At 62.2% G+C, this 13,829-nt stretch carries 9 protein-coding genes and 1 pseudogene; 6 read left to right on the top strand and 4 right to left on the bottom strand.

Annotated elements, in window-relative coordinates:
* Nucleotides 1-8 precede the first annotated feature (8 nt).
* Nucleotides 9-746, bottom strand: coding sequence for an SDR family NAD(P)-dependent oxidoreductase (locus AC1MLZ_RS24455; RefSeq protein ID WP_480962421.1), 738 nt, complete (start codon nucleotides 744-746; stop codon nucleotides 9-11).
* Nucleotides 747-799: 53 nt separating this feature from the next.
* Between AC1MLZ_RS24455 and AC1MLZ_RS24450 the strand changes: the two genes are divergently transcribed.
* The 3 genes from AC1MLZ_RS24450 (at nucleotide 800) to AC1MLZ_RS24440 (ending at nucleotide 5,006) form a co-directional block, all read left to right on the top strand.
* Nucleotides 800-1,471, top strand: coding sequence for a TetR family transcriptional regulator (locus AC1MLZ_RS24450; protein ID WP_480962420.1), 672 nt, complete (start codon nucleotides 800-802; stop codon nucleotides 1,469-1,471).
* Between the two features lie 189 nt (nucleotides 1,472-1,660).
* On the top strand, nucleotides 1,661-4,135 hold the full coding sequence (locus tag AC1MLZ_RS24445) for a TonB-dependent receptor (RefSeq protein WP_480962419.1): 2,475 nt from the start codon (nucleotides 1,661-1,663) through the stop codon (nucleotides 4,133-4,135).
* A gap of 82 nt (nucleotides 4,136-4,217) precedes the next feature.
* The gene (locus tag AC1MLZ_RS24440; protein ID WP_480962418.1) at nucleotides 4,218-5,006 is read left to right on the top strand and encodes an enoyl-CoA hydratase/isomerase family protein; all 789 of its coding nucleotides are present in this window, start codon (nucleotides 4,218-4,220) and stop codon (nucleotides 5,004-5,006) included.
* Nucleotides 5,007-5,074: 68 nt separating this feature from the next.
* On the opposite strand, the gene AC1MLZ_RS24435 is transcribed toward AC1MLZ_RS24440, so the two are convergent.
* A complete protein-coding gene (locus tag AC1MLZ_RS24435; RefSeq protein ID WP_480962417.1) occupies nucleotides 5,075-6,406 on the bottom strand; it encodes an amidohydrolase family protein in 1,332 nt (443 codons plus the stop codon).
* A 205-nt stretch (nucleotides 6,407-6,611) separates the two neighbouring features.
* On the opposite strand from AC1MLZ_RS24435, the gene AC1MLZ_RS24430 reads away from it, so the two are divergent.
* The gene (locus AC1MLZ_RS24430) at nucleotides 6,612-7,418 is read left to right on the top strand and encodes an SDR family NAD(P)-dependent oxidoreductase (RefSeq protein ID WP_480962416.1); all 807 of its coding nucleotides are present in this window, start codon (nucleotides 6,612-6,614) and stop codon (nucleotides 7,416-7,418) included.
* 38 nt (nucleotides 7,419-7,456) lie between these two features.
* On the opposite strand, the gene AC1MLZ_RS24425 is transcribed toward AC1MLZ_RS24430, so the two are convergent.
* Nucleotides 7,457-9,076, bottom strand: coding sequence for an ATP-dependent acyl-CoA ligase (locus AC1MLZ_RS24425; protein WP_480962415.1), 1,620 nt, complete (start codon nucleotides 9,074-9,076; stop codon nucleotides 7,457-7,459).
* Between the two features lie 138 nt (nucleotides 9,077-9,214).
* On the opposite strand from AC1MLZ_RS24425, the gene AC1MLZ_RS24420 reads away from it, so the two are divergent.
* Complete coding sequence (locus tag AC1MLZ_RS24420) at nucleotides 9,215-9,856, top strand: TetR/AcrR family transcriptional regulator (protein WP_480962414.1); 642 nt, start codon at nucleotides 9,215-9,217, stop codon at nucleotides 9,854-9,856.
* 2 nt (nucleotides 9,857-9,858) lie between these two features.
* Here AC1MLZ_RS24420 and AC1MLZ_RS24415 read toward each other — a convergent pair whose 3' ends face one another.
* Nucleotides 9,859-11,145, bottom strand: coding sequence for an MFS transporter (locus AC1MLZ_RS24415; protein ID WP_480962413.1), 1,287 nt, complete (start codon nucleotides 11,143-11,145; stop codon nucleotides 9,859-9,861).
* 240 nt (nucleotides 11,146-11,385) lie between these two features.
* Between AC1MLZ_RS24415 and AC1MLZ_RS24410 the strand changes: the two are divergent.
* Nucleotides 11,386-13,722 (top strand): annotated as a pseudogene (locus AC1MLZ_RS24410) (TonB-dependent receptor).
* Nucleotides 13,723-13,829 lie beyond the last annotated feature (107 nt).

Raw genomic sequence — 13,829 nt, 5'->3', positions numbered from 1 at the left:
ATCGTTCCTCAGGATAAACTTTTGCCGCCATCGACCACGACGGTGTGGCCGACGACGTAGGACGCCAGCGGGGAGGCCAGGAACAGCGCCGCGCCGGCGATCTCGGCCGGCGTGCCGAGCCGCCCAATCGGAATGCGCCGCAGCGTGGTGGCCAGCCGTTTCGAGTCTCCGGTGGTGATCGTTGTGAGCTTGGACGGGACCAGCCCCGGCGCTATGCCATTCACCCGGATCCCGTCCGCCGCCCAGGCCTCCGCCAGCGTCTTGACGAGTGCCACGGCGGCTGCCTTCGAGGCTGCGTACGCGGGGTTGCCAATGCGCGCGCCGAACGCGGCGATCGAACTGATGACGATCACCGATCCAGCGCTCTTGGCGAGCAGAGGGTGGAACCGCGTCGCGCAGGCCATAACGCTGTTCAGATTGATCTCGACAACCTCGCGAAAGGCGTCGAGCGCGAATTCGGCACGACCATAGCGGGCCGCGCCCTGACACAGCACCAGGACGTCCAGCGTGTCGAACGGCGACGACCAGTCAGCGATCGCCAGCGGGTCGGTGAGGTCAAGCGTGCGATATGCCAAGCCTTCGAGATCAGACCCGTCGGCCAAGTCGTAATCTGCGGGCGAACCCCGCGTCCCGGTGATGAAAACGGTAGCGCCGTGCATACGAAACGATTGCGCGATGCCGTTGCCGATGCCGCTGGAGCCACCGACGATCAGCACCGTCTTTCTGCTAAAATCGAGATCCGACATCGTAAAAGCCCGACTAGGTTGATTCGCTAAAGCGATTGACCTAATCAGGCGAGATGCAGTGCAAGTCAAGTCTCCGGGGTGACGAGACCCGCGATCAAATTAAGTTGGCGGCGCGTCGGCTGTTTGCCATGAAGGGAATTCATGGCGTGTCGACCCGCGAGATCGTGACGGCGACGGGGCAGAAGAACAGCGGGTCGCTGCACTATTATTTTCGTACCAAGGAGGCGCTCGTTCGCGAGCTGATCGTCGACGGTGCGCAGGTGATCGATGAGAGGCGTCAATCGCGACTCGATGCGGCCGAGGCGTCGGGCGGGCCCCATAGCGTCCGCCAGGCGGTGGAAGTGCTCGTGTGGCCATCGACCGATCTGGGAGATGGTCCCGGCGAAGAGGACACTTATATCCGCTTCATAAGCAATCTGGGGCTGCAGGAGCGCGCCATGCTGAGCGACACGCTGGCGGGCCGCTGGAACGGGGGATATCAACGCGCCTTGATCCATATCCGCCGGCTGGCCAGCGATGTGCCCGCCCCGTTGCTGGAACAGCGGCTGGTGTTCCTCAGCCTCTCGTTGCGCGCCATCATGGCGGCGCGCGAGGCGTCGCTGGACCACCAACGCGAGCATCTACGATTCTGGACGAGTCCGAACACGATGGAGAACCTGCTCGACTCGCTCGTCGCCATGCTAACCGGCCCGGTATCGGCAGCGACGCGCGCAGCGTCTAGGTGAGCCTTGGATAGGCCCAGGACCGGAGGTTCGGAGCCTTCGTTTCGCTGTAAGGGTGCTTGGCTCGGCGTAAAAACATCTGACACCAATCCAATGTTCTGATTATAGAATTCCCAGCGACGAAAATAGGCGCTAGAGATTATTAAGCCCGAACCGGAAGAGCTCGGCAAATCACTTTGGGAGGATGTCGCCATGAGGCATGTATCTACGGCCAAAATCCGCGTGCTGCTGGGAACCGTTTCGATTCTGTCATCCGCCGCCGCGCTGGCGCAGAAAGCCAGTCCGCCGGCCGATCCGACGCCGCCGGCGCCGGTATCCGTCGACTCGGCAGCCTCCAGCCCGAACGGTGCTGCGACGGCGCCTGCGGCGCTGCAGGGCGGCATCCAAGATATCGTGGTCACGGCCCGGCGCCGCGAAGAGAGCCTGCAGTCCACGCCGGTCGCCGTGACCGCGCTCGGTTCCCAGCAGCTGGAAGCCGCGCAGATTCAGGACGCGACCGACCTTCAGCGCGTTACGCCCAGCTTCTCCATCCAGACCGGGGGGCCGTCGGTTTCTGGTCTCGTTTTTGTTTCGCTGCGCGGTCAGAACAATCAGAACCCGGGGACCGCCAACGACCCGACCGTCGCGACCTATGTCGACGGCGTCTATATCCCGCGTCCGTCGCAGGGCCAAACCGACCTCGACGATCTTGAGCGGGTGGAAATCCTGCGAGGGCCGCAAGGCACGTTGTTCGGCCGCAACACGACGGGCGGCGCGGTAAACATCATCACTGCCCAGCCCAAGGATTATCTTGAGGTCATCGCCAAGGCGGAAGTCGGCAACTATGATTATCGCAGCCTCGGGCTGACGGTCAACGCGCCCCTCGCCGAAGGCTTGTCGGCCCGGATCAGCGGCAATTATCACGAACGCAACGGCTATGTGAAGAACGTCGCGCTGAACGGCTATGCCGACGATCCCGAAAGCTATTTCGTCCGCGGTAAATTGCGGTACCAGGGATCGGGTTGGGACGTCACGCTGTCGGGCGACTACAACAAGATCAATGACAATGGCCAGAAGATCGGCCTCGTCGCCTTCAACCCGGCGGTGTTCTCGGCGCTGCCGGGCGGTGCGGCGATCGTCCCTGTCCTGAATCAATATCTCCAGACGAAATCGACCTGGTACGAAACCAACGGAACTGCGTTCGTCCTCCCAACGGTCAACGCGGCCGGTACCGCGATCTACAACGGCCTGCCGGCTGATGTCCGCAACCTGTATCTGGAGAAACCGCAGAACCAGGTAGTCGCTTACGGCTTTGGCGCGACAATCAACGTGGATGTCGGCGACATTTCGTTGAAGTCGATCACCGGGTATCGATACAGCAATTCCACCGGCCTGATCGATACCGACGGTACGCCGGTTCCGTTGCTGACGACGCGCTCGGGATATGGATCCGAGCAGGTTTCGCAGGAATTCCAGCTCGCGGGGAAGGCCGGGACGCGCCTGAATTATATCCTGGGTGCCTATTACAGCCACGAGAGCGGCTATGAATCGAGCGTTTCGCAGACGTTCGGTTTCATCCCCGCTCCGCGTTTCATCACCGAGAACGCCGCCGACGTTACCAATATCACCAAGGGGTTGTTTGCGCAGGGCAACTACAACATTACAGAACAGTTGCGCTTCACCGGCGGAATCCGCTGGACCTGGGACAATCGCGACGTCGTGCTGCACAACAAGTCGCGTCTTGGCGACCCCAGCACCTGCACCGTGGCCCTGAAGGATGCCGGATCGGTCTGCGACCAGACTCAAAAAACCACTTTCGACTATCCGGCGTGGACGGTCGGTTTCGACTATCGGCCGAACAGCGACGTTTTCCTGTATGCCCAGACCCGGGGCGCGTCCAAGTCGGGCGGCTGGAACGTCCGCGCGGGCTCGATCCCCGCGTTCGATCCCGAAAAGGTCAAGGACGTCGAGGTCGGCGCCAAGCTGGACTGGTTCAATCGCCGTCTGCGGACCAATGTGGCGCTGTTCAACAGCTGGACCAACGGTCTGCAAAAGCAAATCGGCGCGCTGGTGCCGGGCACGCAGCAGCCCACCCAATATCTCGTGAACGCTGGCAATGCCCGGATCTGGGGTGCCGAGTTCGAGGTGACCGCCGTTCCCTGGACCGGGATGGAGCTGAACGGTTCGCTGAGCCTGCTTGACGGCAAGTATGAGAAGGGCAGCTTCAACGAAGTTCAGTCGGTCAACGGCGTGAACGTCACGGTCGACCGGAGTGGCGAGCCGCTGCCGCAGCTTGCGAAGAAGCAATTTTCGATCGGCGGTACGCAGACGGTCCCGGTTTCGCTGGGTGACCTGCGTCTGCACATGGACTATGCCTATATCGGGTCGATGGTGATCAGTCCGGTAACCGCGCCACCCGGCGTGTCCGCTGCCGTCCTCGCGACTTATGCGACTCAGAACCAACTCACCCGGTTGCCCGGCTATGGGCTGTTGAACGCGCGTATCAGTCTGCAGCTGCAATCGCCCAACGCGGAGGTCTTCTTGTTCGCCCGCAACCTGACCGCCAAGAAATATACCAGCCGTGTTTTCGCCGATCTTTATACCCAAGGGCTCGGCTTCGTTCAGCGTACGGTCGGTGATCCCTTCACGTTCGGCGGCGGCGTGACCTTTCGTTTCGGAGGCAAATGACCTCTGCGGGCAGGCCGATTACGATGGTCGGCCCGCGGCCAGGCGGTCGGCGCTCCAACGACACATCAACTGCGGCGACATCATGATGAAATCCCACGCTATTCTGGTCGAGCGCGACGGCGCGATTGGCCGTATCATCCTTAATCGGCCGGATCGGATCAATGCTATCGACGATTCGATTCGGCAAGGCTTGCCGGAGGCGCTGCGGACGCTCGACGCGGATAGTGCGGTCCGCGCGATCATCATCCGCGGAAGCGGCGCGCGCGGCTTTTGCGCAGGTGCGGACATTCGCGAGCAGCGGGGTGTCGAAACGCCCGTAGAGGCGCATCGCCGCATGTCCCAGGACCCCTGGATCGCGGCATTCGAGACGATGTCGACGCCGACGATCGCAGCCATCCATGGTGCCTGCATGGGGGGCGGGTTCGAGATCGCACTGGCGTGCGACATTCGCGTGGCATGTACGGACGCGTCGTTTTCACTTCCCGAGACGGGCCTCGGTCTGATTCCCGGCGCGGGCGGCACACAGCGCCTGCCGCGGCTGATCGGCGTCGGCGCCGCTCTGGACCTGATGCTCAGCAACGACCGTATCGATGGGGCGGAGGCCAAGCGCCTGAATATCGTGACCCGGCTCTACGAGAACCGGGACGCGCTGTTCGAGGCGGCAGATGCGCTGGCGTACCGGATTGCAGCTAAACCGCCGACGGCAACTGCCTTCGTGCGCACGGCGGCCTATGCGAGCGGGGAACTGGAGCTTCGCCAAGGAATGGCGCTGGAGCGCCATCTGTTCGCGCTGCTGCTGACGACGGAAGACCGCGTCGAAGCGGCGACGGCATTTCGCGAAAAGCGGGCACCCCAGTTCAACGCCCGTTGAGGCGGCGACGATGAAAAAATAGGCTGCGGACGCATCAGCGTCCGCAGCCTATTCGTCGGTCCGCGTGCTTAACGGCGGCCAGAGACGGTCGATTCTGCGCCCGCGCTTTCGAACATGCGGTTGATGTCGCCCGACGTCACCGCCTTACCTGGTTCGCGGTTCGGCTTGGCGCCACCCATACCCAGGATCGGATCGGTCTCGACCGGGACGGCTGCAGCGGTGCGCTTCAAGGCACCGACCGTGCAATTCTCACGACCGAGCTTGCTGATCGGGTCATAGGAGAACTCGCGCATCGCGTTGAGATGGGTGATCTTATCGATCGTCGCCGGCGCGAGGCCCTTCACGTCCTCCCACAGCTTTTCCGCCGAGTGCGGCCACACCGAGTCCGAATGGGGATAGTCGCACTCGTACATCACCATGTCTTCACCGATGTAATCAAGGTTGGCCAAACCGAACCGGTCCTCGATGAAGCAGCTGATAATATGCTTCTTGTAGATGTCGCTGGGCATCTTTCCGCCGAAATTGGAATTCGTCCAGGCATTATGATGTCCATGGGTAAAATCCGCGCGCTCGAGCAGATAGGGAATCCAGCCGATACCGCCCTCGGATAGCGCCATCTTCAGCGTCGGGTATTTCTTCCACATCGGAGCCCAGATCCAGTCCGCCGCGGAATTGGCGATCGAGATCGGCATCGACGTGATCCAGGCGTCGATCGGTGAAAGGTCCGACGCGTGCATCGCCGCAGCGCCGGTGCCGATGTGGCAGCAGATGACGACGTCGTTGTCCGCACAGGCCTTCCAGAGCGGCTCCCAATAGGGGTCGTGGATCGACGGCCAGCCCGACAGCGCGGGATTGTCCGAGAAGGACAGCGCGTGCACGCCGAGCTTGGCGAGCCGGTTCACCTCGGCGACGGCTGCGGGCATATCCCAGAACGGCGTCAGCATCAACGGTATGAAGCGCCCCGGCGCCGCTTCCGACCAGTCGTAATAATGCCAGTCATTATAAGCGCGGATCGCGGCCAACGCGACTTCGGGATCATTGTGCGACGCCGCCTGGAAGCGCTGTCCGGCGAAACCGGGGAATGTCGGGAAACAGATCGAACCAAGAATACCGTTCGCGTCCATATCCTCAACGCGGGACTTCAGGTCCCACGTGCCGCGGCGCATCTGTTCGTAGTTCAGCGGCTCCATCCCGTATTCTTCCTTGGGACGGCCGACCACCGAATTCAGGCCCATATAGCCCGCTGCCTTTTCCTCGAACATCCAGACGTCGCGACCGTCGCGCTTTTCGATATGGGGTTCGCGGCCTTTCAGATGGGCTGGCCAGTGCGGCGTGAAGGCGTTTGGCGGCTCGATCACGTGATCATCCACGCTGATGAGAATCATGTCTTCGGAATTCATTTCCAGTCTCCAATGACGAACGGTCTGTGCCGGCTGTCGCGCAGTGACAGCTTTAGCGCAGTTGCGACAGATTACCAAGGGCAGAACAACCTTCTCGTGTCGGAATTGCGCATGCGGCGGCTTTGGCGGGATGGCGCGCGCTTGACACCAGGCGCCATCGGCCTTTGTGTCCAATTAGAAAAAATCTTTGAGAGGATATGGATCGATGGGGCTCATGGAAGACAACGTAGCGCTGGTCACCGGTGCGGGCGCCGGTATCGGGCGCGGCATCGCGAGGCTGTTTACTCGCGAAGGCGCACGGGTCGTGGTTGCGGAATTTGACGAGGACCGCGGACGCGCGGTGGCGGCCGAATGCGAGGAGCTCGGCGGCTCGGCGCTGTTCGTCCATACCGACGTCGGCAACAAGGCAAGCGTCGAGCGCGCGATCCAGGCAGCCGTCGACACTTTCGGCGGGCTCGACACGCTGGTCAACAACGCCTTCGCGCCCAGCCCGGAAGTACTGCTGGAACAGAAGACCGACGCCATCCTTGCCCGCACGCTGGACACCACGATGTGGGCGACATGGTGGGCGATGCAGGCGGCGTACCCGCATTTCCGGGCGCGCGGCGGTGGCAGCGTGATCAACTTCTATTCGATCGACGCCGATTCTGGCGCCTGGCGCCACGCCGATTACAATATGGGCAAATCGGCGATCCGTGGGCTTACGCATAGCGCGGCGTCAGAATGGGGCCGGTTCAACATCCGTGTAAACGCCATCGCACCGGCCGCCGCGGGGCTGAGCTTCGAACGTCTGTGTCGCGAACATCCGGGTTTCGAAAAGGTGTCCGCATCCGCCAAGCCGCTAAACCGCGTCGGCTATCCGGAGGAAGACATCGCGCCGGTCGCGGTTTTCCTCGCGTCCCGCATGGCCGGGTTCGTCACTGGCCAGACAATCAACGTCGATGGCGGCCTTCATCTCTGGGGCTTCAACTCGAAGCCCGGCAATCTCGAGGCGCTCGACGCGCTCACCTGATCGCGGGGCGCCGTCGGCGATACCGACGGCGCCCTCGCTCAGCGCTTGGCGACCTGGATGTCGGTATCCTCCAGGTCCCAGGTCTTGGCGGTTTTGCCCTCCTCGCGCAGTTCGTACTTCAGCACCCGGCCCTGCGGGTTCTTCGGCAGCGTATCGCGGAACTCTATATAGCGGGGCAGCGCATAATAGGGGACCTTGTCGGTCGACCAGTGGAACAGCGCCTCTTCGGTCAGCGTCGCGCCCGCCGCCAGCACGGCGGTCACCTTCACGTCGTCCTCGCCGCGCGGCGAGAAGACGGCATGGACGGCGGCCTCCTCGATCGCGGGATGCTGGTTGAACGCCGCTTCCATCTCGAAGCTCGAGATGTTCTCGCCACGCCGGCGCAGATAGTCCTTCTTGCGATCAACGAAATAGAAGAAGCCGGTCTCGTCAAACTTGCCCATATCGCCTGAATGGAGCCAGAGGTCCGCCATGACCTTCAGCGTTTCGTCGGGGCGCCGCCAATAGCCCTTGAACATGATGTCTGGCTGGTTGGGGCGGATCAGGATTTCGCCCGCGGTGCCGGGCGGAACCTCGCGGCCGGAATCGTCGACGATCCGCACATCGAAATCGGGGATGCGGATGCCCGACGATCCCGGCGCAGCATAGTCGCCGCCGGCCAGCGACGTGACCACCGAAGCCTCCGTCAGCCCATACCCGTTGCCGCCGACCTGGCGGGCGCCGAACCGCTCGCGCCAGATCGCCTTGGTTTCTTCGGTGAACGGGTTGCCCCGCACCGTATGGATCTGGCCGCGGCAGCGCGTCGCTACGTCGCTGTCCACGGCCTGCGCGAGCAACGCGCCCATGCCGCCCAGTATCGACGCGATGGTCGCGCCCGAACGCTCGACCTCGGGCCAGAATGCCGACACGGAAAATCGTGGCGCTACCACCAGTCTCGAGCCCGTCAGGATCGTCGCGACGACGCCGACGCAGATCGCGTTCAGATGGAACAGCGGCAAAGGCGTATAGGTGACGTCGTCTGCGGTCGCCGGCCCAGCCCGCAGCTGCAGTCGGGCAAGATTGCACATGTAGTTATACGGGATCATGCACCCCTTGGACGGCCCTGTCGTCCCCGACGTATAGACCAGCATCGCCAGATCCGACGGCTCGGGCTTGTCCGGGAAGATATCCGTGACGTTGCCGCGATGCGCGTCCAGCGCCGCCACGGTCGCGACGATTTCCGGAATGACGGCCAAGTCGCCACGGTGCAATAGCGTGTGCATTTCGGGAAGCCCGCCGGCGACCGCACCGATCCGCGCGATATAGTCCGCCTCCGCGATAACGACCTTGGCGCCCGAATCGCCGATCTGATGCCGCAGAAACTCGCCGCGCAATGCCGTGTTGATCGGCACGCTGACCGCGCGCAGCTTGTTAGCCGCGAGCCAGCAGATCACCGCATCGACATTATTGTTCAGCATCGACAGGACGGTGTCGCCCGCGACGATCCCCAGCGCGGCGAGCTCATGTGCGAACGCCGTCGAAATCCGGTCGATATCCCCGTAGCTGTACGTCTCCCCGCCAAAATCGAGCATGATGCGACCAGGATGGGCTACGATGGCCCTGTCGAGCGCGGCGATGACGGTGTCGCGTTCACCGCTACCCCAAGGATTGATGGACATGTTTACTCCTGAAAAGGGCTAGGGTTAAGGATTTGCACCGAACATGGGCCGAGCGCAGCGCCGGTTGTGGACGACCGCCGCCGTAGAGGGTAGCGAGACGGGTCTGAATGGCCGACTATAAGGAGCCGCATGAACGTTGTGACAGTGATTGCGAACGGCGACGCGGCCATGCGGTCGGGCATGCCCGGCAACGCGTTCCGCCCTACGAAGCGACAGCGTAAGCCCGACTCCCGCGCGATCGCTACCAAGAAGCGAATCTTCGAGGCAACGACGCGCGTGATGCTGCGCGCCGGGGTCCACGGCATGTCCATCCAGGCCATCGTCGCCGAGGCAGGCGTGGCGCGTGGCACGCTGTACCGGTATTTTTCCTCCAAGGAGGAACTGCTCGACGCATATACCGGCTATATGCGCGAGCGCTTCGACGCCGCGCTGCAGGCTGCCATCCTGCCCCATACGGCGCCGGCCGCCCGGCTGGACGCCTTTCTCGGCTTCTTCGACGAATATCTCAATTCCGACCAGGCGCGCCGCTTTCTCGAGGCCGAACCCCAGTTCGCGCTGGGCTATTTTCGCCGCAGTTTCGAAGACGGCGTCTCGAAGGTGCGAGATGCGCTGGATCCGGTCTTCGATCACTGGAGCAACCAGCTCGGTCGGCAGTTGGACCGCCGCCTGTTGGCTGAATTCATCATGCGCGTGCTGATCAGCAACGTGCTTGTGCCCGTAACGCAAGGACACAAGGGGCTGGCCGGCAAGCTGATGGAGCTTGCGATGCACGTCGGCTAACATCACGGGCACCCGCGCCGAATCGCCTCGACCGTTCGGGCATAGGGGCGCTGACCCGAGATCGAGAGCCATAGGCCGAACAGCGTCATCGGCGCCGCGACCGCGACCAGCGAATAGCCTAGCTTGGCCGGGTCACCGAAGACGTGGTCGGTGACCAGTGCGACCAGCATGGGGCCAAGGCCGATGCCGACCAACCCTGCCAGCAACAGATAGACCGCGATGGCCTGGCCGCGCATGGTGTTGGGGAAGACGTCCTGCACGCTCGCAGGCGCCGCGGACTGCGCGATCGCAGTGCCGGTGACCAGCACGGCCAGTAGCGCAAAGGACGGCACCGCGCTCGGCATCAGCGGCCAGAACGAAGCTGATGGAACGATAAGCATCCAGCCCACCAGCGTCACCCTGAACCGCGCGGCGGGTTTGCCCTGAGCGAGCCAGCGATCGCTCAGCGCGCCGCTGGCCAACGTGCCGATCAGGCCCGCCGCAGCGACGATGATCCCTAGCGTGACGCCGACCTGCGCGATCGGTAGGCCGAAGCGACGTTCAAAATAGGCCGGTGCCCATGCGAGCATGCCATAGCCGATCGCCGCGATCAGCGCCGGATAGGTCAGCAGACGCCAGAACGTGGCTTGATGCTGCCGAAGATACGCAAGGAAATCGCCGATCGAGGCGCGGGCAATGCCGTGTGTCTCATGGCGTTCCGGTTCGCGAATGAACAGCAGGAGCAGCAACAGCGGGAGTCCCGGCAGACCGGCAAGGATGAACGTCATCCGCCACGGCGTAAGGACAAGGTCGCCAACCTGGAGCCCCGCGGCAGGAAGCATGTGGAGGATCATGCCGCCGAGCAGCAGCGAAGCTCCCGATCCGATTGCGAGGGAGACGTAATAGATGCTCAACGCGCGGCCCCGACGCGCCGGCGCGACATAGTCGGCGATGATTGAATAGGCGGCTGGTGCCAAGACCGCTTCGCCGACGCCCACCCCGACGCGGGCGATCAGCAATTCGCTGAAGCTGGTCGCGAAGCCGGCAAACACCGTCATAGCGCTCCACACGACGATCCCAAACATAATCAGATTGCGCCGATTCGTGCGATCAACGAGGCGCCCGAACGGAAGTCCCATCACGGTATAAACCAATGCGAACGCGTACCCCTGCAAAAGGCTGAACTGCGTATCCGTAATCCCGAATTCGCTTTTCAACGGCGTTACGAGCAGCGCCGGAAGCTGACGGTCGAGTTGCGAGAACAACGTGACAAACCACAGGATGGCGATGACCGCCCATGCTTTTCGCATCAACGGAAAGCCTTGAATACCGCCCAGACTGGGATCCGTCGGACGACATGTGGCGTCGTTCCCCCCTTTGAACGGCATTCGGCTTCCTCTCACACAAGTTTTTTCAACGGTAACGCGTTATTCCCGGATATTCTAGGCTCGGAATGCCATTCTTGTGGAAGATGCCGACTCAGAATATCGGCGCTCGAACGACGTTGCAGCATCGGTCAAAACCGGGCGGCATCCTATTGGGGAGGATTTGTGCATAAATCGATTCGTTGCCTGCTGTGCGCTGCGGCCAGTGCCGTTTATCCGGCAGCGCTAGAAGCTCAGGGTGGGCCGGGTACTGCCCCGGCAGCGCGCGTTTCGCCGGATTCTGCTTCGGCAGCCCAAGTTTCGCCTGAACCCGCGGTGGCGGCCCAGGAAGCCGGCAGCGAAGGTCTGGCTGACATCTTCGTCACCGCTCAACGCCGCGAAGAGCGCCTTCAGGATGTGCCGGTTGCGGTGACAGCGTTCGGCGCGCAAGCGCTGGAAACGCGCCAGATCGGCGATGTTGCTACCTTGGCTGCGAACGTACCCGCAGTCACGTTTACTGCGACGCCGTACGGCAGCAACAATCTGATCCTCGCGATCCGCGGCGTATCGCCCGGCGGCGTGCTTCCTAACGTCGATCCGGCCGTCGGAGTATATGTGGACGGGGTCAAATATGCGCGCTCGCAGGGCAGCAACTTTGCCTTGGTTGATCTTGCGTCGGTCGAGGTGTTACGGGGGCCCCAGGGAACGCTGTTTGGTCGCAATACGATCGCGGGCGCACTCAACATCACGACCGCCCGGCCTAAATTCACGACCGAAGGGTCTGTCAAGCTGGCCTATGGCAATTACGACGCTCTGGGCGTCACGGCCGTCACCAACGTGCCGATAGTGGACGACAGGCTCGCCGCGCGCGTCGTCTATGTCCATGCCGAGCACGACGGCTACGGCTATAACCGGACGACCCGCAACAGGGTCGCAGATCAGAACGACGACTATTTCCGCGGTAGCCTACGTGCCGATATTACAAATGACCTGCGCATCGATCTTAGCGCCGATTACTATGACGGCCGGAACCGCCAGCCGTTATGGGTGCTCAACTATTTCGATGCCGGTCTGTCGCCTTCAAGTCTCGCACCCTATGTCGTCCCAGACGGATCGAGAATAACCTACGGCGGCATAAACCCGGTGAACCATTCGAAGATCTACGATCTTTCTGGGACGATTACGGGGAAGATCGGGGACGTCGTCTTCAAATCGATCACCGCCTATCGCCATCTCGCGTTCGAGGGGGCCTCGGATCTCGACGCCACGCCCATCGCCAATGCCGATGTCGGCATTTTCACGCTGGACGGACATCAGGTGTCGCAGGAGCTTCAACTGCTCGGCAACGCGTTCGGTGACAAGCTTGCCTGGGTGACCGGTGCCTATTATTTTCGCGAACAGATGCTGAATTCGCCGATCACCCATGTCGGAGCCGCAATTCAAGACAACACGATCAATCCCGACAATGAATCGATGAGCGTTTTCGCACAGCTCACCTATGAGCTGCTGCCGCGGTTTCGCCTGACCGGCGGCCTTCGCTACGTGCATGACGCGCGGGAAATGATCTACACGCCGGCGCGATATGCGGTGAGTGCGCCTTATACGCTGGTCGCGTCGCCGCCGGTATCCGCGATAACCCCGGCGGCATGCCCGTTCACGGCCCTCGGTCTGAATCAGGCCCGCGGAAGTTGCGCGTACCGGCCTGCGCCCATTACTTTCAACTATGTCCCCTTTACTGTGGGCGTCGATTACCGCTTGCCGAAGGACGGATTGCTCTACGCCAAATGTGCCAAGGGTTTCCGTTCAGGCGGCTATTAGCAGGCCAGCGGTACCACCGCAGCCTTCTACACCCCGTTCGACGCTGAGGAGGTATCCAGTTGGGAGGCGGGGGCCAAGATCAGCCTGTTCTCGAAACGACTCCGGTTGGGCGTTGCGGGATATTACACGACCTATTCGGACATCCAACAGAACGCAGTCCTGCAGGCGCAGCCGATCATAATCACGACGATCAATGCCGGTAAGGCAGAAATCTATGGCGGCGAATTCAAGGCGGAGGCGTTGCTTGGCAAGCTGCGTCTGAATGGATCGCTGGGCCTGATCCATCCCAAGTTCACAGGCGGCCCATTCGTCGGATCCCAGGTGCCCACGGTTGCGAAAACATCGTTCAGCCTGGGCGGGGACCTTCCCGTCGTGGTGGGGGATTTCGGCACTATGAAGTTGCATCTCGACTACACCCATCAGTCAAAGGTGTATTTCCTGAACACGGCCCGCGTGACCGCGACGGGGGCGGTGCCATACAGCGAGTTCCAGATCGCGTCGGTTACCCAGCGTGGATACGGTCTGCTGAACGCGCAAATCGCCTTCGACGTGCAATCGCTACCCGTCACGATTGCGATCTACGGCAAGAATCTGACTGACGAGTATTATGCCGGTCGTTCGGGATCGTTCTACGGGGCGAACTACAATTCGAGCGTGATTGGCGCTCCGCGGACGTTCGGGGTCAGCGGGACGTACCAGCTCTAAGTGTTGTGAACAGATAAGGCGTTATTGACTCGGAGTTGTGAAGCGCGCAATTCTCGAGGCTGGAATGGCGGAGCCGCTTGCCGGGACAGGCAAGAGGTTGCTGCCGG

This window comes from Sphingomonas sp. PEI4 (assembly GCF_056679955.1).
The sequence above is the reverse complement of the archived record's forward strand: the minus strand, read 5'-3'. Positions and strand labels throughout refer to the sequence as shown.